Annotated in this window: 17 protein-coding genes; 16 read left to right on the top strand and 1 reads right to left on the bottom strand. The window is 70.6% G+C overall.

Annotation, left to right across the window (positions count from 1 at the left end):
- The first annotated feature begins 309 nt into the window (after nt 1-309).
- Entirely contained in the window at nt 310-1671 is a 1362-nt protein-coding gene (locus tag ABZU69_RS30755; protein WP_354967803.1) for a hypothetical protein, read from the top strand.
- 341 nt (nt 1672-2012) lie between these two features.
- Nucleotides 2013-3181, top strand: a protein-coding gene (locus ABZU69_RS30750; RefSeq protein ID WP_354967802.1) for an IS3 family transposase whose coding sequence is annotated in 2 segments (ribosomal slippage) — nt 2013-2286 and nt 2286-3181 — 1170 coding nt in all. Because the reading frame shifts where the segments join, the coding sequence is not laid out codon by codon here.
- On the opposite strand, the gene ABZU69_RS30745 is transcribed toward ABZU69_RS30750, so the two are convergent.
- Nucleotides 3142-3786 carry an IS6 family transposase gene (locus ABZU69_RS30745; RefSeq protein WP_354967812.1) on the bottom strand — a complete coding sequence of 215 codons (645 nt, stop codon included), beginning with the start codon at nt 3784-3786 and terminating at the stop codon, nt 3142-3144. The two genes, ABZU69_RS30750 and ABZU69_RS30745, sit on opposite strands and share 40 nt — an antisense overlap.
- 225 nt (nt 3787-4011) lie before the next feature.
- On the opposite strand from ABZU69_RS30745, the gene ABZU69_RS30740 reads away from it, so the two are divergent.
- The 14 genes from ABZU69_RS30740 to ABZU69_RS30675 all read left to right on the top strand — a co-directional run bounded on the left by ABZU69_RS30740 (nt 4012) and on the right by ABZU69_RS30675 (nt 19151).
- On the top strand, nt 4012-4152 hold the full coding sequence (locus ABZU69_RS30740; protein WP_354967801.1) for a hypothetical protein: 141 nt from the start codon (nt 4012-4014) through the stop codon (nt 4150-4152).
- 67 nt (nt 4153-4219) lie between these two features.
- Nucleotides 4220-6169 carry an NAD(P)/FAD-dependent oxidoreductase gene (locus ABZU69_RS30735; RefSeq protein ID WP_354967800.1) on the top strand — a complete coding sequence of 650 codons (1950 nt, stop codon included), beginning with the start codon at nt 4220-4222 and terminating at the stop codon, nt 6167-6169.
- A complete protein-coding gene (locus tag ABZU69_RS30730) occupies nt 6166-6915 on the top strand; it encodes an enoyl-CoA hydratase-related protein (RefSeq protein WP_354967799.1) in 750 nt (249 codons plus the stop codon). The genes ABZU69_RS30735 and ABZU69_RS30730 overlap by 4 nt, the downstream gene beginning before the upstream one ends.
- Nucleotides 6916-8046 (top strand): acyl-CoA dehydrogenase family protein, encoded by a 1131-nt coding sequence (locus ABZU69_RS30725; RefSeq protein ID WP_354967798.1) that lies wholly within the window; start codon nt 6916-6918, stop codon nt 8044-8046.
- The gene (locus ABZU69_RS30720) at nt 8043-9101 is read left to right on the top strand and encodes an acyl-CoA dehydrogenase family protein (protein WP_354967797.1); all 1059 of its coding nucleotides are present in this window, start codon (nt 8043-8045) and stop codon (nt 9099-9101) included. Before ABZU69_RS30725 ends, ABZU69_RS30720 begins: the two co-directional genes overlap by 4 nt.
- A 2-nt stretch (nt 9102-9103) precedes the next feature.
- Nucleotides 9104-10261 (top strand): OB-fold domain-containing protein, encoded by a 1158-nt coding sequence (locus tag ABZU69_RS30715; protein WP_354967796.1) that lies wholly within the window; start codon nt 9104-9106, stop codon nt 10259-10261.
- Complete coding sequence (locus ABZU69_RS30710) at nt 10258-11418, top strand: thiolase family protein (RefSeq protein WP_354967795.1); 1161 nt, start codon at nt 10258-10260, stop codon at nt 11416-11418. The genes ABZU69_RS30715 and ABZU69_RS30710 overlap by 4 nt, the downstream gene beginning before the upstream one ends.
- On the top strand, nt 11411-12148 hold the full coding sequence (locus ABZU69_RS30705) for an SDR family NAD(P)-dependent oxidoreductase (RefSeq protein ID WP_354967794.1): 738 nt from the start codon (nt 11411-11413) through the stop codon (nt 12146-12148). The genes ABZU69_RS30710 and ABZU69_RS30705 overlap by 8 nt, the downstream gene beginning before the upstream one ends.
- 10 nt (nt 12149-12158) lie before the next feature.
- Nucleotides 12159-13337 carry an acetyl-CoA hydrolase/transferase C-terminal domain-containing protein gene (locus ABZU69_RS30700; protein ID WP_354967793.1) on the top strand — a complete coding sequence of 393 codons (1179 nt, stop codon included), beginning with the start codon at nt 12159-12161 and terminating at the stop codon, nt 13335-13337.
- Nucleotides 13338-13614: 277 nt separating this feature from the next.
- Nucleotides 13615-14364, top strand: coding sequence for an ABC transporter ATP-binding protein (locus ABZU69_RS30695; protein ID WP_354967792.1), 750 nt, complete (start codon nt 13615-13617; stop codon nt 14362-14364).
- 52 nt (nt 14365-14416) lie between these two features.
- The gene (locus ABZU69_RS30690) at nt 14417-15625 is read left to right on the top strand and encodes an ABC transporter substrate-binding protein (RefSeq protein WP_354967791.1); all 1209 of its coding nucleotides are present in this window, start codon (nt 14417-14419) and stop codon (nt 15623-15625) included.
- A 67-nt stretch (nt 15626-15692) separates the two neighbouring features.
- Nucleotides 15693-16574, top strand: coding sequence for a branched-chain amino acid ABC transporter permease (locus ABZU69_RS30685; protein ID WP_354967790.1), 882 nt, complete (start codon nt 15693-15695; stop codon nt 16572-16574).
- Between the two features lie 40 nt (nt 16575-16614).
- A complete protein-coding gene (locus tag ABZU69_RS30680; RefSeq protein ID WP_354967789.1) occupies nt 16615-18336 on the top strand; it encodes an ATP-binding cassette domain-containing protein in 1722 nt (573 codons plus the stop codon).
- Nucleotides 18333-19151 carry a glucose 1-dehydrogenase gene (locus ABZU69_RS30675; protein WP_354967788.1) on the top strand — a complete coding sequence of 273 codons (819 nt, stop codon included), beginning with the start codon at nt 18333-18335 and terminating at the stop codon, nt 19149-19151. The genes ABZU69_RS30680 and ABZU69_RS30675 overlap by 4 nt, the downstream gene beginning before the upstream one ends.
- The last annotated feature ends 2 nt before the right edge of the window (nt 19152-19153 follow it).

The raw sequence follows: 19153 nt of genomic DNA, 5'->3' as shown, positions 1-19153 counted from the left end.
CCGTCGACGCCGCCACCAAGCCCGCGCCAAGGCCAGCCACTACACCCGACAAGCCCTCATCGAGCCATGATCACGATCCCCGGCTGGAGTACTAGACGAAGGATTGAACCAGCCCTTCCAGCGCGGAAGACCTGTATGGCCCCCGCTCCCAGTTGAGACTGCCGCGGACGACGCGTCACCGTAAGAGCGAGCGCGTCTCATGGCTGCTCAAGCTCAGATGCACTACGCTCGACCGACCTGCATCATCGCGACGTTCTTGTGGGCCGGTGGCCGGTAGGGCGCGAACAGTGATGCGAAAGGAGTAGCCAAATGCCGGCGATCTTCATCGATCATCAGCCGAGAGGCCGCATCGCCTTCAACGACACGCTCGTACGCGATAGCTACACCGACAGCGCCCCGATCGACAATGACCTGCCGAGGTATGCCGTCGCGGTCATCTGCTCGCGGTCCTCATCAGAGCCGTCATCCGTTGAAGCGATCGCGATCGGATCGTTTCGCCGTAGCGTGCGAGTAACCAGCTTCGCCCGACGGTACGAAGTCTCCGGCATCTCGTTACTCCGGCGCCCGGTTCCGCTTGAAGCTGTGCTGGATCGTGTGTCGCCCCAGATCAAGCCACATGTGGCCCCGGCGCACACCGCGAGGAGCGCTCTGCCCGAGGGAAGCTCTACCGCCGTTGTTCGTGTATTGAGCGAGCTGACGAGTGACGCAGCCGGCCTGATCGAACAAGCGAGCGGCTACCCCATCGGTACCAGGCGGATCACCGAGGCACGGCGAACCTTACTCGCCGAAGAAAAGGACACCCTCGGGCTCATCGCCGAGATATCCGGTCTCGGTCGTCGCCTTGGCCAGCCAGGCCGCGCGCTAATGACTCCGCCCGACGAACTGGACACGCGCCGCACCTTGCTGGAGACAGCGCGGCTCAGCTACAACGACGAGGACACACTTATCGATCGCGACATGGAACGCTTCGATGGCATTCTAGGACGGCGCGCACGCAGGAACGCCCGGGGCATGCTGATCCGCCTTCGTGGCGGCGAAAGGCTCACTGTCCTCAACACGAACAAGCGCGACCTGGAAACCACCAGAGGCAGTGACCTCATCTACTACCATGCCGAGCGACATTGCGGCATCCTTGTGCAGTACAAACGTATGAAGCAGGATCCCGATGGCGGATGGACCTACCGCGGCGATCCCCAACTGGCGACTCAACTTCGCAGCATGCGCGCACTTGATCCAGGGAAACAACCCGGCACGGTCGGGCAATACCGGCTCAGCGCTCAACCGCACTACCTCAAGATCGTCCGCCCCAGTGACTACGACGGCCAGTCGACAGAGCTAATGAAGGGCCTCTATCTTCCACTGGATCTCGTCGACCTCATGCACGAATCTGCGGCCGACACGACCAAAGGTGGCGACAATCTGCGCGTCACGTGGGACGACGACCGATGGCCAACTCAACGGCACCTGAACAACACCGACTTCACGCAACTCTTCCGGGACGGCTGGATCGGCTCGTGCGGCACCACAAGCGACGAGATCCGAAGCTGGCTGGAGCCTCTATTCGACGCAGACGAACTGATCACGGTCGCCATCGCCGAAGGGGCATCGAATAAAGCCAGAACGCTACGGCACGCTGCGCCATCGGCGCAGCCGTCTACGCGGGTCCGATGATCTACCCATCACAGTCCGGCGCCGACCTGCGTGAGCCCCCGGGCGGCGGGCGATGCGCCGTCCGAGATCCTTCCCCCATTTACCCTCGAAAACCCGTGTCAATGGTTGACCAGCGGTGACAACTGGTGATCACCTTGTTGCTGCGTCCCCGGTTCGTGACCGCGCCGGAGTCTCTGAAAGGCTGGTCGTCACGTCTTGTGCGACCGGCGCGCCAGAGCCTAGCCAGAGGGGTGACCACGGCGAGGACGCCGACTGCGACGGATTCGCTGAGCCGGGACTGCCCCCGGTTCGGTTGACTCCTGACCTGTGGGGATGCGTTCCTCGCTGGAAGGATGTCTGTCATGCCGAAAGCGTTCCCGCCGGAGTTCCGCCGTGACGTGGTCGCGGTCGCCCGTAAGGGCGAGGCGCCCCTGTCGCAGATCGCGAAGGACTTCGGGATCTCCGAGTCGTGTCTGCACCGCTGGCTCAAGCTCGCCGACATTGATGAAGGGGTCCGTCCCGGGACCACCGGCAGTGAGTCCGCTGAGCTGCGGGAGCTGCGCAGGCGTAACAAGCTGCTGGAGCAGGAGAACGAGATCCTGCGTCGAGCGGCGGCGTTCTTCGCCAAGGAGATCGCCCCAAAATGATGTACCCGCTGGTCGGTGACCTGGCCGCGGACGGGATTCCCGTCGCGGTGACCTGTCGGGTGCTGGGCTTCAGCAAGCAGGCCTACTACACGTGGCGCGCCAACCCGGTCACCCGACGGGACCTCAACGACGCGTATCTGATCAACGCCGCCCTTCACATCCACCACGACGACCCGGCGTTCGGGTACCGGTTCATCGCCGATGAACTACCCGCCCACGGCATCACCGCCGGCGCCAATCGGGTGGCTAGGCTCGGCAAGGTGCAGCGCATCTGGTCGGTGTTCGCCAAGAAGAAGGGGCTGACCCGGCGGGCCGGGCCGCCGGTGCACGACGACCTGGTGCAACGCCGCTTCACCGCCGATGCCCCGGACCGGGTGTGGCTAACCGACATCACCGAGCACCCCACCGCCGAGGGCAAGCTGTACCTGTGCGCGATCAAGGACGTGTACTCCGGCCGGATCGTCGGCTACTCCATCGACTCGCGGATGAAGGCATCCCTGGCCGTCGCGGCGTTGTCCAACGCGGCCCGACTCCGGGACCCGACCGGCACGATCGTGCACTCGGACAGGGGCAGCCAATATACGTCGTTCCGGTTCACCACCCACCTCGTCGCCGCCGGCGTCGACGCCTCCATCGGCATCGTCGGTGACGCCCTCGACAACGCCCTCATGGAATCCACGATCGGCCTGTACAAGACCGAACTGATCAAACCGCGGCGGCCGCGGCGCAGCCTCGCCCAGGTCGAGCTGGCCACCGCGGAATGGGTCGACTGGTACAACCACCACCGCCTGCACTCCGCGATCGGACACCGCCCACCCGCCGAACACGAATCGATGTTCTACGCTCACCAACAGCCCGACCAGCCGGAGCTGGTCACAGTCTGAGGACTCCACCAGACTCGGGGCGGTTCAGCGATGATCACCTGTGCTGTCTCGTCGGTCCGTAGCCCGCGCATCGGTCTCAATCGGTGTTTGAGCTGGCTGTGATCAGCCTCGATCGGATTGTTGGCGTACTGCTCGACGTGGTGCCACGCGGACGGGATCAGCTCGTCGAGCACGCTGGGGTAGACCGGCGCGGCGTCGGTGACCACCTCGCTGGGTGTCACCTTCAACGTCGACAGCGCCTGGCGGAAGAACCGCCGGGCCGCGTCGGCGTCCCGGCGGGCCGAGACCAGCACGTCGATGACCTGCCCGTTCTCGTCGACCGCCCGGTACACGTACCGCCACACCCCGTTGACTTTGACGTACGTCTCATCAACGTGCCACCTGTCGCCTGGTGAGTGGCGGCAGAAGCGGGCGGCGTCGGCCAGCAGTGGGGTGAACCGCTGCACCCAGCGGTACACGGTGACGTGATCGACCTCCACGCCACTTTCGACCAGCAGTTCTTCAACATCCCGGTAGGACAAGCAGTAGCGCAGATACCAGCGTGCCGCGACCACGATCACCTCCGGCGGGAACCGGAACCCGGCGAACGCCGACTTCGGAGGCAGCCACGGGTCGGGTCGGGTCGATGACGTCACTGCTCCAGCCTGCCTCGATCTTGCCAACGCTCAACGCAACGGAGCCGCTCTACCCCCGTAGCACGCCGTTGACGCGTTCCAGCAGGGCTGTCAGGTCGGCTTGTGCCGAACTGCGGGTGAGCGTGCGGGCGGACGGCTGAGGGCGGGGGCTGCAGTCGAACGTCGGGCCGGTGGAGCACCGGGCTCACCCTGGCGGTGTTTGACCTGCTGCAACGCGCCGACGGCGCCGAGCTGCTGAACCGGCACTTGGCCCAGCCCCGTGCCGAGCTTGCCGAGCTGCTCGTCGGCCGCATCTCCGAACTCCTTGCGGATACTGACCGGAGAGTATACAAATAGCGAAGGAACCGATTCCGGCCGTCCGCGCACACCCGGCTACGGTGGCCCGCGGAACTTGGGGGACGATGTGATCGAAAGCTCGGCCACGTACCCGATCGCCGTCGAGGAGGACGCGAGCGCGGTTGCGGCGCTGCGTGAGGCCCTCGCGGAGGCGAACATCCCGACGCTGCTGATGGTCCTCGTGCAGCTCACCGGCGACCGTCATTGGCTGGCGGACCCGTACCGGCCCCAGCGCACCAAGGGGATGAGCGACAACGACACCGGCGGGCTGCCGCCGGAGGTCCAGGAGCTGATCCGCGGCGAGGCGTTTGACGCCATCCGGCGATGGCGCGCCGGCGAGCTGACCCCGATGGGTCTGCCGCCGGAGGAACTGTTCGTCGAGATGATGAGCGTCTGCGTTGGCGAGCCGGTCCCGCCGGAGTACGCGCCGATGATGGCCGAGGAGATGGGCTTCCGCGCGCGCGACGTCACCTGGGACACGTCGCCGGACCCCGAGGCGCTGAGCCGCTTCCACGTCCTGGTGATCGGTGCCGGGGTCTCCGGCCTGTGCACGGCCTTCAAGCTGGAGCAGGCCGGCATCCCGTACACGGTGATCGAGAAGAACGACGCCGTCGGCGGTACCTGGCTCGACAACCGGTATCCGGGTTGCGGGGTGGACACGCCGAGCCACCTGTACTCGTACTCATTCGCGCAGCAGGAGTGGCCGCACTACTACTCCAAGCGCCAGGACCTGCACGACTACCTGGAGCGGTGCGCCACCGAGTTCGGCGTACGGCACCGGATCCAGCTCCGCACCGAGGTGCGCTCCGCGCGCTACGACGCCGTGACGCACACGTGGACTGTCATGCTGCGCGGCCCCGACGGCACCGAGCGCGAAGTCGTCGCCAACGTGGTAATCAGCGCAGTGGGGCAGCTCAACCGGCCCTCCGTGCCGAACATCCCAGGGCGGGACACCTTTGCGGGGCCGGCGTTCCACTCCGCCCAGTGGCCGTCAGAGGTGGACGTGCGGGGCAAACGGGTCGCGGTGGTGGGCACCGGCGCCAGCGCGATGCAGCTCGTCCCGGCGATCGTGGACGAGGTCGCTCAGCTGACCGTGTTCCAGCGCTCGCCGCAGTGGACGGCACCCAGCGAGAACTACCGCCGCGAGGTCACCGACGGCATCAAACTCCTCATGAAGGAAGTGCCGCTCTACGCGGCCTGGTACCGGTTCCGCCTGGCGTGGGCCTTCAACGACAAAGTGCACGCCTCGCTGCAGGTGGATCCGGACTGGCCACACCCCGAGCGCTCGGTGAACGCGGTCAACGACGGGCACCGCCGCTTCTTCACCGACTACATGCTCGGCAAGCTGGGGGACCGCAGCGAGCTCATCCCCAAGGTACTGCCCGACTACCCGCCGTTCGGCAAGCGGATGCTGATCGACAACGGCTGGTTCGAGGCGATCACGCAGGACCATGTTGAGCTGGTGACCGAGTCCGTCGCGGAAATCCGCCCACACGGTCTGATCACTGCGGACGGTGCGGAGCACGAGGCGGACGTGATCGTGTTCGCGACCGGATTCGACAGCCGCAAGATGCTCGCGCCGATGGAGATCCGCGGGCGGTCCGGCCGGACCCTGCGCGAGACCTGGGGCGACGACGACGCCCACGCGTACCTCGGGCTCGCCATCCCGGACTTCCCGAACTTCTTCTGCCTGTATGGGCCGAACACGAACCTCGGCCACGGCGGCAGCCTGATCTTCCTGACCGAGTGCGGCGTCCGCTACATCATGGAGATCATCCAGGCGATGGTCTCCGGCGGACTGGCCGCCGTGGAGTGCCGCCTGGACGTCCACGACGCGTACAACGCCCGGGTAGACGCCGCGCACGGCCGGATGATCTGGACCCACACCGGGATGGACACCTGGTACCGCAACGCGCGGGGCCGGATCGTCACGAACTCGCCCTGGCGGGTCGTCGACTACTGGCAGATGACGCGCAGGGCGCGCCTGGAGGAGTTCCACGTGGAGGGAGCGTCGTGAGCGAGGTACTCATCGAGGTACGCCCAGACGGGGTCGCGACGCTGACCCTGAACGCGCCGGACCGCCGCAACGCGCTGACCGCGGAGATGGCCGACGAGATGGTGGCCGCCTGCGACGCGCTGGACGCCGACGAGCGGGTCGGCGCGGTGGTGGTGCAGGCGCAGGGCAAAGCCTTCTGCGCCGGGGCGCACCGCGACGTGCTCGCCGCGGTAGCGAAGGATCCTGCCGCCGACGGGGCGTATCGGACGCTGACCCGGATCTACGCCGCGTTCACCCGGGTCGGGCGGCTCGCGGCGCCGACGATCGCGGCCGTCCGTGGGCCCGCGGTCGGCGCCGGGATGAACCTGATGCTGGCCACGGATCTGCGCGTGGTGGCCGACGATGTGCGGCTGGCGTCCGGCTTCCTGCCGCTGGGCGCACACCCCGGCGGCGGGCACTTCACCCTGCTGAGTCGGACGGCGGGGCGCGAGGTGGCGGCGGGGATCGGGCTGTTCGGGGCAGCGCTCACCGGCCGGGAGGCGGTGCAGCGCGGTCTCGCGTTCGCGTCCAGTCCTGCGGACCAGGTGGAGGCCGAGGCGATCCGGCTGGCGTCCACGGTGGCCAAGGACCCGGCGTTGGCCCGGGCGGCGGCCCGCTCGTTCCGTCTCCAGGCTGGCCCGCCCGGCGTCGGCTGGGACGTCGGCGTGCAGGTCGAGCACCCCGCGCAGATGTGGTCGTTCCGGCGCGGCCCACTCGGGGAGGCCTGAGTGGCCCTCACCCTCCCGCCCGCGGTGCTGCCGAAGTCCGCGGAGGCACTCCGCGCCGAGGTGCGGGAGTTCCTGACCGAGCAGCGCGCGTCCGGGGCGTTCGTGCCCGGCGTCGACACCTGGCTGTCCAGCTTCGACGCGGAGTTCAGTCGCCGGCTGGGGGAGCGCGGCTGGCTCGGGATGACCTGGCCCAAGCGGTACGGCGGACATGAGCGCTCGGCGCTGGAGCGGTTCGTCGTCATCGAGGAGCTGCTCGCGGCCGGCGCGCCCGTCGCCGCGCACTGGGTGGCGGACCGGCAGTCCGGCCCGTCGCTCCTGCGGTTCGGCACCGAGAAGCAGCGCCAGACGTTGGTGCCCGCGATCGCCCGGGGCGAGTGCTACTTCGCGATCGGGATGTCCGAACCGGACAGCGGCTCCGACCTCGCCTCGGTGCGCACGAGAGCAACCCCGGACGGCGAGGGCTGGCGGCTCGACGGCACCAAGGTGTGGACCAGCGGCGCGCACCATTGCCACTACATGATCGCGCTCTGCCGGACCGGCCCGGACCGGCACGGCGGGCTCACCCAGTTCGTGGTGGACCTGTCCGCGCCGGGCGTGCAGATCCGTCCGATCGAGCTGCTGACCGGGGAGCACCACTTCAACGAGGTCGTGCTCGACAACGTGTACGTCCCCGGCGAGATGCTGCTCGGCACGGAGGGCGACGGCTGGAAGCAGGTCACCTCGGAGTTGGCGAACGAGCGCAGCGGCCCCGAGCGATTCCTCAGCACCGCGCAGCTCCTGGTCGAGCTGGCGAGGTACGCCGAGGCCGCACGGGACACCCGCACGCTGGCCACCCTCGGCGGGCTCTTCGCGCAGATGTGGTCGATCCGGCAGTTGTCCCTGCGGGTCGCCGGGGCGCTGGACCGGGGCGCCTCCGTCGAGGTCGAGGCGGCGCTGGTGAAGGACGTCGGCACCCGCTTCGAGCAGGAGGTCGTCGACGCGGTCCGCGTCGCGCTGGCCGGGAACGTGGACCGGGACAGCCGGGCGGCGGCACTGCTGACGCATGCCGTGCTGCACAGCCCGGGTTTCACGCTCCGGGGCGGCACCACCGAGATTCTCGGGGTCATCGTGGCGAGAGGGCTGGGGCTGTGAGCGACGAACGTGAGCTGCTGGCCGGTGCTGTCACCGACCTGCTGACAGACCACTGTGGGCCAGATCGGGTCGCCGCCGCCGACGGCGGCTGGGACGAGGGGTTGTGGCGGCACCTCGACCGCGCAGGGTTGACCGGCATCGGCATCCCCGAGGAGGCGGGCGGCTCCGGCGGCGACGTGGCCGACGCGGCGGTCGTCGCGCGGCTCTGCGCGAGCTTCGCCGCCCCGGTGCCGATCGCGCCGACGCTGCTCGTCGCCCCGTGGCTGCGGGACGCGGCCGGGCTCGCGCAACGGCCCGGCCCGGCGGCCGTCGCCGGGAAGGCCGACGTGACGGCGGTACGCGCCGACGGTGGCTGGACGCTGCACGGCGAGGCCCGCGGGGTGCCGTGGGGAGGGTGCGCGGCCAGCGTGCTGGTCCTCGCCTCGACAGATGAGGGGCTGGCGCTCGCGGAAGTCGTCGGGGCCGCCGCCACGCCCGGGACCAGCCCGGCCGGCGAGCCGTCCGACACGCTGCGGTTCCACGGCCTCGGCCTCCCCGACGAGCGGGTGCGCCCGGTCACCACCGAACTCCTCGGCGAGCTCCGGCTGCGCCAGGCGCTGGCAACCACGGTGATGCTCGCCGGGGCGCTCGACCGGGTGCTGCAGCTGACCCGGCGGTACGTCGGGGAACGGGTGCAGTTCGGCAAGCCGATCTCCTCGTTCCAGCTGGTCAAGCAGAAGGTCGCCGTCCTCGCCGGCGAGGTGGCCGTGGCCGGTGCGGCAGCGGACGCGGCGGTGCTCGCAGTGGCGGCAGGTTCCACCGACGCCGCACCGGCCGTGCTCGCCGCCCGCGTCCGGGCGGCGCGCTCGGCCACCGCGGCGACCGCGATCGCGCACCAACTCCACGGCGCGCTCGGCTTCACGAGGGAGCACCAGTTGCAGCACTTCACCCGGCGGCTCTGGGCCTGGCGGGACGATGGCGACGCCGAGGGCACGCTCCAGGAGGAACTGGGCCGGATCCTGGCCGAGCGCGGGGCCGCGGGTTTCTGGCCCACCGTTGTCCGGGCGGGGGTGTGACGATGGAGATCACCGCACTGTCGGTGTACCGGCCCGCTTGGGCCGACGCCCGGGGCCGCCGGATGCTCGGCCCGGACGAGGACGTCACCACGCTCGCGGTCGCCGCGGCCACGGGGCTGGGCGGGGAGGCACTGGTCGCGGTGGCGCGGGTCGTGCTCGTGACCCGCCGCCCGGACGCGACCCTGGGCACGTTCCCGGAGATCGTGCTCCAGGCCCTCGGCCTCGACCCGGCCACCCCGGTGGAGGAGCGGCTCGGCGGCGCGCCGTCCACGCTGGACGCCCTGCTGTCCGCCGCGCCGGGGACGCTGGTGATCGGCGTGGACCCGGCGGCCCCGGCGGCCGCGGGGGCGGCGCTCACCGGCCCGGGCGGGCTGTCGCTGGAGCGGGCGGACACGGTCCGCCACAGCGTCCCGGTCCGCACCCGGGCCACCGGCGATGCCACCGACCGGGTGTACGACGACCCGCGGCTGCTGCGGGAGCGGGGCTGGCGGCGGGCGCTGCCCGGCGCGGGAGAGGCGACCGTCGTCGCCGGGCTCCCCGACCGCGACGTTCGCAAGCTCGCCGAGGGAGCGCACGGGGTGCCCGACGCACAGGAGGCAGCTGCCCCGATCTTCGCGCTGGCCCGGGGGCCCGGACTCCTGGTCGCGGTCGAGAACGGGCACAGCGTCTCCGCCCGGGTCACCGGCGACGCCCCTTGCACGGTGACCGCCCGTACCCCGCACACCGCCCCGGAGACCTGGGCGCCCCGCACCCCGGCCGAGATCCCCGCCTCGCTCGCCTCCTACGAGCGGGCGCTGGAGGCCAAGGTCGGCCTCAAAGCGGGGGAGTGCCGGGACTGCGGCGAGCGCAGCCTCCCGCCGCGGACCCGCTGTCTCCACTGCGGCGGAATGGACACCCAGGACCTCGTCGCCCTGCCCCGGAGCGGGGAGGTCTACTCGATCGTCACGATCCACGCCACGGTGCCCGGCAAGCACGGGCCGTACTCGCTCGCGGTCGTGGGCCTCGCGGGCACCTCGCTGCGGACGCTCGCGCACGTCACCGACGCCGAGGCCGGCAGCGCGCGGATCGGGGACCCGGGCGCGCTGGTGCTGCGCTGCGTCGCCGTCCGCGCCGGAGTGCCCGACTACGGATACGCCTTCCAACCCGAGGAGCAGCCGTGAGAGATGTGGCCATCGTCGGGGCGGGGATGATCCCGTTCGGCGAGCTGTTCGACCAGGGCATCAAGGACATGGTCGCCCGCGCGTTCGACGCGACGCTCTCTTCCGTGGACAAGGGCATGCGGCCGGACGAGATCGGTGCCGCGTGGTTCAGCGAGGTGCAGAGCGTCGACGGGTTCCCGGCCGGGCTGCTCGCGGACAGCTGTGGCCTCGACGACATACCGGTGACCCGGGTGGAGAACGCCTGCGCCAGTGGCAACGACGCCCTGCGCAACGCGCTCTACGCGGTCGGCGGCGGGTACGTTGACGTCGCGCTCGTGCTGGGCACCGACAAGATCCGGGACACCTCGGCCAGCTCCACGTTCTGGGACTGGATGAGCACCAACCGGGACACGGCCTGGGACCTGCCGCTGGCGCTGATCTCGCCGGCCAGCTTCGGGCTGCACGTCGCCCGGTACATGCACGAGTTCGGCGCCACCCGCGAGCACCTCGCGATGGTCGCGGTGAAGAACCACCACAACGGCGCCAACAATCCCTACGCCCACCTGCGGTACGAGGTGACGATCGAGCAGGTGCTGTCGGCGCCGATGGTGGTGGAGCCGTTCGGGCTGCTCGACTGTGTGCCGCAGAGCGACGGCGCGGCCGCAGTCCTGCTCGCCGGCCGGGACGTGGTGGACCGCTATACCGACCGGCCGGTCTGGGTCCGTGGGGTCGGCACCGGAATGGACCGGGTGCTGCACGCCGAGAAGGCGAACCTCGCACGATTCCCGGCCACGGCGAAGGCGGCGAAGCAGGCGTACGCGATGGCGGGCATCGGGTCCGAGCGCATCGACGTCGCCGAGGTGCACGACTGCTTCACCGGCGTCGAGATGATGACGTACGAGGAGCTCGGGTTCTGCGGCCGCGGCGAGGCCCCGCGGTTGCTGGAGAAGGGCGCGACCACCCTCGGCGGGCGGCTGCCGGTCAATCCCAGTGGCGGGCTGAAGTCCAAGGGGCACCCGCCGGGCGCCACCGGCCTCGCGCAGTGCACCGAGCTGTTCGAGCAGCTGCGTGGCGAGGCAATCAACCAGGTGGACGGCGCGCGCTGGGCCCTCGCCCACAACGTGGGCGGCCCGACCGCGGTCTCCGCCGTGACGATCCTGGAGGGTCCCGATGCATGAGCTGAACGGCAAGGTCGCGGTCGTTACGGGCGCGGCGCAGGGCATCGGCCGCGCGGTGGCGTTCGCGCTCGCTGAGCAGGGCGCCCGGGTGGCGCTGCTGGACCGGGACGGCGACGGCGTCGCGCGCGCCGCCGCGGAGCTGGGTGACCGCGCTCTCGCGCTCGCGGTCGACGTCGGGGACGAGGCCGCCGTCACGGAGGCCGCGGACCGCGTCGAACGAAAGCTCGGCCCGCTCGCCGTCTGGGTGAACAACGCCGGCATCACCCGTCCGGCGATGCTGCCGTCGATGTCGGCGGACGACTTCGACCTGGTGCTGCGCGTGCACGCCCGCGGTACATTCCTCGGCCTGCGGGAGGCGGCCCGGCGGATGGGCGCCGGGGGCTCGATCATCAACGTCACCTCGTCCGCTGGGCTGGACGGCACGATCGGGCAGATCAACTACGCCGCCGCCAAGGGCGCGATTGTGGCGATGACGAAGTCCGCCGCCCGGGAGCTCGGCAAGGCCGGGATCCGGGTCAACGCGGTGTCGCCCGCCGCGGCCACTCCGATGACCGAGAAGATCCGGACGGACGAGCGGTTCGCCGCGCGCTACCTGGAGCGCATCCCGCTGCGGCGATGGGGTGAGCCGGACGAGGTGGCGGAGGCGTTCGTGTTTCTCGCCGGGGCCACGTCCCGGTACGTCACCGGCCAGGTCCTCTGCGTCGACGGTGGCACCTACATGGCCAGCTGACGTGGAAGGCATGGTTCCGGCGGAGCTGACCCCGGACGAGGCGCGGGTCGCGGCGCGGATCGCAGAGTTTCTGACCCCGGGCTGCCGGGTGGCGATCGCGGACGGGGCCGGGGCTCCGGTCGGACTGGGCCGCCCGCTGGCGTACGCCGCCCGGCAGGTCGGCGGGGTGCGGCTGCTGCTCGGCTGGTCGTTCACCCTGCCGGTGCCTGAGGACCCGGTAGCGTTCCCGGAGGTGCGGACGCTGCTCGGCGGGTACGCGCTGCGGCGGGCGTTCGGCGGCGGTGTGCGGTACCTGCCGGTCCGGCTCAGCGCGGTCCCGGCGTTGTTCGCCTCGGCGTGGCGGCCGGACGTGCTGCTGGCCGGGCTGCGGCCCACGCCGGGCGGGTTGGGCTTCGGCAGCGAGGTCGCCTGGATGCGCGCCGCGGTCGACGCCGGCGCGCACGTGCTCGCGGAGGTGAACCACGCGCTCCCGGCCGCCAGCCGCGAGCCCGCGCTGCCCGCCGGCCGGGTGACGATCGTGAGCGAGGTGGAGCGGCCGCCGCTGGAGCTGCTACGGCCCCGGGTCGACGACGTGTCCGACGCGGCGGGCCGGCATGTCGCCGCGCTGGTGCGGCCCGGCTCGGCGGTCCAGTTTGGCCCGGGCACGATCGGCGACGCCACGCTGCGGGCGCTGGACGTCCCGGTGCGCATTGACTCCGGGATCGTCGGCGACGCGGTGCTGGATCTGGACCGGCGGGGCCTGCTGGAGGGCGTTCCGCTCGCCACCTACGTCGCCGGGACGGCGGCGGCGTACCGCTGGGCCGACGGGCGGGCGATCACCGCGCGGCTGGAGCACACCCACGACCTCACCCGGCTGTCCCGGCAGCCGCTGGTCGCCGTGAACACCGCGCTCGAACTGGACCTGGTCGGCCAGGTCAACGTCGAGGGCTTCGGCGGGGACGTGGTGGCCGGGGTGGGCGGCCACCCGGACTACGCCGTCGCTGCGGCCCGGGCGATCCGGGGTCTGAGCGTGGTCGCGCTGCCCACCCGGCGCGGTGGGCACCGCACACTCGTCGACCGGCTGTCCGCGCCCACCTCCACCGCCCGCTCGGACGTCGACGTGGTCGTCACCGAGCACGGGTCGGTGGACCTGCGCGGCCGCACCGACGCCGAGCGCACGGCCGCGCTGCGGCGCCTGTGGGAGTGTTGAGGCTCCGGGACGAACTGGGATGAGCGGGGGCGTCGCCGCCCGGGGCCGCGGGACGCTGCCCGGGCGCAGACTTCGCCCTGCCTGCCCGTCCGGACCGGTGCTGATCCGCGCCCTTGGGCAGGTGCAGGTTCCGACCGTCCCACCCGAGTTTCGATATCCCGAGGTTCTTGACCCGCCGGGGCCCTTGTGTATACCGTCCGGTCAGTATCAATGTGATGCTCGTTACAGGTCTCCAAAGAGGAGTAGCCACGTGACATCCAGTACGAGGGGAGCCCAGGTGCGGACCGATGACGCACCGGACGGCCCGGGCCGACCGGCGGTGCTGGCGGTCGCGGACCTGACCGCCGGCTACGCCAAGCACACCGTCCTGCGGGGCGTCGGGCTCACGGTCGGCGAGGCCGAGCTGGTGGCCCTGCTGGGGCACAACGGGGCCGGCAAGACGACCCTGCTGCGCTCGGTCACCGGCCAGGTCAAGCCCGCCGGTGGCCGGGTGGCCCTGGACGGCGGGGACTTCACCGGCCGGCCGCCCTCGGCCACCGCGGTCGCGGGCATGAGTCTCGTGCCGCAGGGCCAGGGGGTGTTCCCCTCGCTGACGATCGAGGAGAATCTCACGCTCGCCGCCGCCACCGGCGGCAAGCGCGGCGCCTCGGCGAGCACGCTGGCCGAGACGAAGGCGTTCGTCTTCGACCTCTTCGGGATCCTCAAGCATCGCCCGAAGGACCGCGCCGGATCGCTCTCCGGCGGGCAGCGCCAGATGCTCGCGATCTCGATGGCGCTGATGACCCAGCCACGGCTGATGCTCCTCGACGAGCCGTCCACGGGCCTCGCCCCGGTGCTCGTCGACGAGGTGCTCGCCGCGGTGCGCACGGTGAACCGGGAACTCGGCACCAGCGTCCTGGTCGTCGAGCAGGACATCAAGCGGGTGCTGGGCGTCGCCGACCGGGCGTACGTCCTGAAGCTGGGCGCCCTCGTCTTCGCGGGGACTCCGGCGCAGCTGGAGACGAGGGACTGGGCAGAGCTCTTCTGAACGCGCACCACCCGGGCCTGGTTGCGCCCGGCCCACCTTGAGAGGAGAAGCCGTGAAGTTCGGAGCAGGTCGGCGGCGGCTGGTCGCGATAGCGGCGGTGGCCGCACTGGGTACCTCGGCATGTGGAGGGGCCGCCCAGGGCGGCGACGCCTCCGTGACCAAGGACGGCGTGACGACGTACAAGATGGGCGTCGCGATGGCGCTGTCCGGCAGTCAAGCGGCGCTGGGGCAGGACTTCGTCACGTTCGTGAAGTACGGCGTCGAGGACGCGAACAAGCAGTACAAGGCGGACGGTTTCCAGATCGAGCTCGTCACCGAGGACACCGCCGGCACCGCCGACGTCGGCCTCAGGGCGTTCAACAAGCTCACCTCGGTCGAGCAGGCGCCGGTCGTGTTCACGGCGTGGAGCGCGGTCGTCAAGGCGATGGTGCCGGCCGCGAAGGACGTCGGCGTCGCGCTGATTAACAGCGGCGCGAACAGCCCCGAGCTGGAGGGCGCCGGCGAGAACCTGCGCAACTTCTTCCCGCTCGCCTCCAACGACGTCGCCGCGGTCAGCACGTACATGGCCGAGACGCAGAAGAAGAAGCGGGCCGCAATCATCCACGTCGACAACGCGACGGGGCAGGGCGCGACGGAGGTCTACAAGAAGTCGTTCGAGAAAGCCGGCGGCGAGGTCGTCGCGGTCGAGTCGATCCGGCAGGACGCGGTCGACGCCTCGGCGCAGGTCGCGAAGGTGCTCGCCGCGAAGCCGGACACCATCCACATCCACGCGCTGCTCGGTGAGGCGCCGGTCATCTTCAAGGCGCTGCGCGAGCAGGGTTCGACGATTCCCCTCACCACTTACGCGGGGCTCGGCGAGGCCGTGGCGGTGCGCACCGCGGCCGGCTCGTCGATGGACGGGCTGGTCTACACGACGCTGGCGAACACCTCGGCGGAGGACCCGAAGATCGCGGCACTGGTCGAACGGTTCAAGAAGGAGAAGAACCGCGAACCGGCCGGCCTCTCCTACGACGTCTACATGTACGACAGCGCGTTCTTCTTCGCCGAGCTGGTCAAGGGCCTGCGCGCCGCCAACAAGCCGGTGACCGGGGAGAACATCCTCAAGGCTATCGGCGACACCGACAGCTTCCCGCTGCCGCTGCAGAAGTCGACCGAGTTCACTGACACGGGCACCGTCCGCAAGCCGGTGATCCTCAAGCAGATCGCGGCGACCGCGGACAACCCGGCCAAGGACAAGGCCGTCGCGACCATCGAGCCCTAGCCGACCCATCTCCCGCCGCCCCACCCCAGGGGCGGGGCGGCGGGACCCCCTGAACCGAGGGACGACCATGGACCTGCTCCTCCAGCTCGCCAAGAACGGCGCGATCATCGGGCTGCTCTACGGCCTGTTCGCGTACGGCATGAGCCTGATCATCTCGACGACCGGCGTGCTGCACTTCGCCCACGGGTTCACGCTCGTCGGCTCCGCGTACACGTTCTGGTGGCTGTTCCAGGGCCACGGCGTCCACCCGCTGCTCGCGGCGGTGATCACCCTGGCGGCGGCCGGGGCGATCGGTGTGCTGATCGAGCTCGGCATCTACCGCCCGCTGCGGCGCCGCCGGGCGGGGGAGATGGTCTTCCTCGTCGCCTCGCTCGCGGTGCTGACCCTTGGCCAGAACCTGCTGGTGCTGCTCTTCGGCACCGACCCCAAGCCCACACCGCCCTCGGACTTCATGTCGTGGAACGCCTCGTTCGGGCCGCTGCTGATTCGCACGTTCGACCTGCTGGTGATCGCGGCGAGCCTCACGGCGTTCGCCGGCCTGTACCTGCTCCAGACCAGGACCGCGGTCGGGCTGTCGTTCCGCGCCGTCGGGGACAACCCGCACCGCGCGGAGACCCTCGGCATCCGGCTCCAGCACACGTACGTGTGGGTGTTCCTGGCCGGCTCGGTGGTCGCGGGGCTGCCCGCGGTGCTGCTCGCCGTGCAGAACCCCGTCACCCCGTCCATGGGCTTCGACCTGCTGGTGAAGGCGGTCATCGCGCTGGTCATCGGCGGCGTCGGCAGCATGCCGGGCGCGCTGCTGGGCGGCGTCCTGATCGGGCTCGTCGAGAGCCTAGCCGTCTACCAGCTCCCGACGCACTGGGCCGAGTTCGTCCTGTTCGCGGTCCTGTTCCTGTTCGTCGTGATCCGGCCGAACGGCCTGACCCGCAACACGCTGCGGTCGGCATGACCGCGGCCGCCGCCGTCGCCACAGAAGGGGCCGCGTCAGCATGGCTTTCTATCTGAGCAACCTGATCGCGCTGCTGGCGATCTTCATCATCCTCGGGATGTCGTTCAACCTGCTGATGGGGAACGCCGGGCTGTTCTCGATCGCACACGGCGCCTTCTTCGGCCTCGGCGCGTACACCACCGGCCTGCTGATGCGCGATGCGGGCTGGGGATTCCTGCCCGCGCTGCTGGCCGCCTGCGCGTTGTGCGCGCTGATCAGCATGATGCTCGGCATCGCCGCCAGACGGGTCACCGACGTGTACCTGGTGATCCTCACGCTGGCCTTCCAGGTCGGGGCCATCGAGATCATCCGCAATTCCGAGCTGACCGGCGGAGCGGGCGGCCTGATCGGCATCCCGAGGCCGGATCTCCTCGGGGCGGTGCTGATCACGCCCGAGGAGGTTGCCACCCTCGCCGTCGTCTTCTGCCTGCTGGTCGCGGCCCTCCTACGGGGCGTGGTGCGCTCGCCGTTCGGCCGCTCGCTCAAGGCGTTGCGGGAGGACGAGTTGGCGGCCCGCTCGCTCGGCAAGGCCACTCCCGCCGCGAAGATCAAGGCGTTCGCGCTCTCCTCGGCGCTGGCAGGGATGGCAGGCGCGCTGTTCGCCGTCCAGGTGCGGTACATCAGCACCGCCGACTTCGGCCTCGACCGCTCAATCGAGGTCCTGTCGCTGACGATCATCGGTGGGCTCGCGGTGTGGTGGGGGCCGTTCGTGGGCGCCGCGGTCGTGCTGCTGATCCCCGAGGCGCTCACCTACCTCGACCTGCCGGACACGCTCGTCGGCGCGGTGAAGGGCTTCGCGTTCTCGCTGCTGCTGCTCGCGTTCCTGCTGTTCCGGCCGCAGGGCATCGCGGGCCGGCGGCGCCGGGAGGCCGCGTCCACTCCGGCGGCGAGTGTGGTCTCGAGGCAGCGGGAGGAGGAGTCGATCCTGCTCCCCGAGGCCGCCTCCCCGGTCGACGGGCGTTCTGGCGGCGACGCACTGCGGTGCGAGGGTGTGTCGATCTCGTTCGGCGGCCTCACCGCGGTCGACGACGTCACGCTGACGCTGCGGCCGGGCAGCATCACCGGCCTGGTCGGTCCGAACGGCGCCGGCAAGACCACGCTGTTCAACCTGCTCTCCGGGCTGCTGGACCCGAACACCGGCCGCGTGTACTTCGGCGAACGCGACATCACCCGGTCCCCATTGGACGCCAGGGCGCGGGGCGGAATTGTCCGGTCGTTCCAGGAGATGCGGCTGTTCGGCGGCATGACGGCGCGGGAAAACCTGCTCCTTGCGCTCACCCCGAAAAGCGACGAGCGGCTGCTCACCCCGGGCGTGGTGCTCGGCGGCAAGCACGGACCCGAGCGGGAGCGCCTGGCCCGGGCCGACGAGATGCTGGAGTACCTCGGCATCGCCCACCACGCCGACACAAACGCCGGCGACATGTCGTACGCCGAGCAGAAGTTGCTCATGATGGGGCGGCTACTCGCCACGAAGGCCGACTGCTACCTGTTGGACGAGCCCATGTCTGGGTTGGACGCCGCCGGGCGGGAACGCATCCTCGCGCTGCTGCGGGACACCGTCGCGCAGGGCGCCACGATCTGCCTCGTCGAGCACAGCCTCGACGTGATCCGCAGCGTCTGCTCCTGGGTCGTGTTCCTCGCCGACGGAAAGCTCGTCAGAGAGGGCCCGACCGCGGAGATCACCGGCGACCGCGAGCTTGCCGCGATGTACTTCGGAACATGAGAGGAACCAGAGTGGACGGAACCGTGATCGTCACTGGCGCCGCCCGGGGGCAGGGGGCCGCCGAGGCGCGTCTGCTCGCCGGGCAGGGCGTGGCGGTCGTGCTCACCGACGTACTCGACGCAGTGGGCGAGGATCTCGCGGACGAGTTGGGGGACCAGGTAATCTACGCCCACCTCGACGTCACGTCCGAGGCGGACTGGGCGCGCACCGTGGAGCTCGCCGAGCGGACGTTCGGCCCGGTGCGCGCGCTGGTGAACAATGCCGGCGTGAGCCACCGCGTCGGGCTGATGGAGATCGACCTCGGCGACTGGAACCACGTCCTCGATGTCAACCTCACCGGCCCGCTGCTGGGGATGCGCGCCTGCGTCCCGTCGATGCGACGTGCGGGTGGCGGGTCGATCGTCAACGTCAGCTCGATCGCCGGGCTGACGGCATACTCCGCCTCCGCGTACTCGGCGAGCAAGTGGGCGCTGCGTGGGCTGACCAAGGTCGGCGCGCTGGAGCTCGGCCCGTCCCGCATCCGGGTCAACTCCGTCCACCCGGGACTGATTGAGACGCCGATGCTCGGCGACGCGCCCCAGGCGATGCTCGACGCGTTCGCCAGCCTCACCCCACTGGGTCGGGGCGGGCGGGCGGAGGAGGTGGCGGCGCTGGTCGCGTTCCTGTGCTCCGACGGGTCGAGCTACATCAACGGCGCGGAGATCGCGGTCGACGGCGGCTTCACCGCCGCGGGCCAGATGCAGGGTGTGCTCGGCGCGATCGAGCGCACGACCGGGGGGCCCGCCACGCTGCGTGTCCCGCAGCGAGAGGAGTAGCA

This window comes from Micromonospora sp. NPDC005206, from assembly GCF_040608175.1.
GTDB lineage: Bacteria > Actinomycetota > Actinomycetes > Mycobacteriales > Micromonosporaceae > Micromonospora.
The sequence above is the reverse complement of the archived record's forward strand: the minus strand, read 5'-3'. Positions and strand labels throughout refer to the sequence as shown.

Excerpts from the sequence above, each read along its gene's own strand:
- ABZU69_RS30755 (WP_354967803.1), top strand. The coding sequence starts at position 310 with ATGCCGGCGATCTTCATCGATCATCAGCCGAGAGGCCGCATCGCCTTC.
- ABZU69_RS30715 (WP_354967796.1), top strand. The coding sequence starts at position 9,104 with ATGGAGATCACCGCACTGTCGGTGTACCGGCCCGCTTGGGCCGACGCC.
- ABZU69_RS30705 (WP_354967794.1), top strand. The coding sequence starts at position 11,411 with ATGCATGAGCTGAACGGCAAGGTCGCGGTCGTTACGGGCGCGGCGCAG.
- ABZU69_RS30700 (WP_354967793.1), top strand. The coding sequence starts at position 12,159 with ATGGTTCCGGCGGAGCTGACCCCGGACGAGGCGCGGGTCGCGGCGCGG.
- ABZU69_RS30685 (WP_354967790.1), top strand. The coding sequence starts at position 15,693 with ATGGACCTGCTCCTCCAGCTCGCCAAGAACGGCGCGATCATCGGGCTG.
- ABZU69_RS30680 (WP_354967789.1), top strand. The coding sequence starts at position 16,615 with ATGGCTTTCTATCTGAGCAACCTGATCGCGCTGCTGGCGATCTTCATC.
- ABZU69_RS30675 (WP_354967788.1), top strand. The coding sequence starts at position 18,333 with ATGAGAGGAACCAGAGTGGACGGAACCGTGATCGTCACTGGCGCCGCC.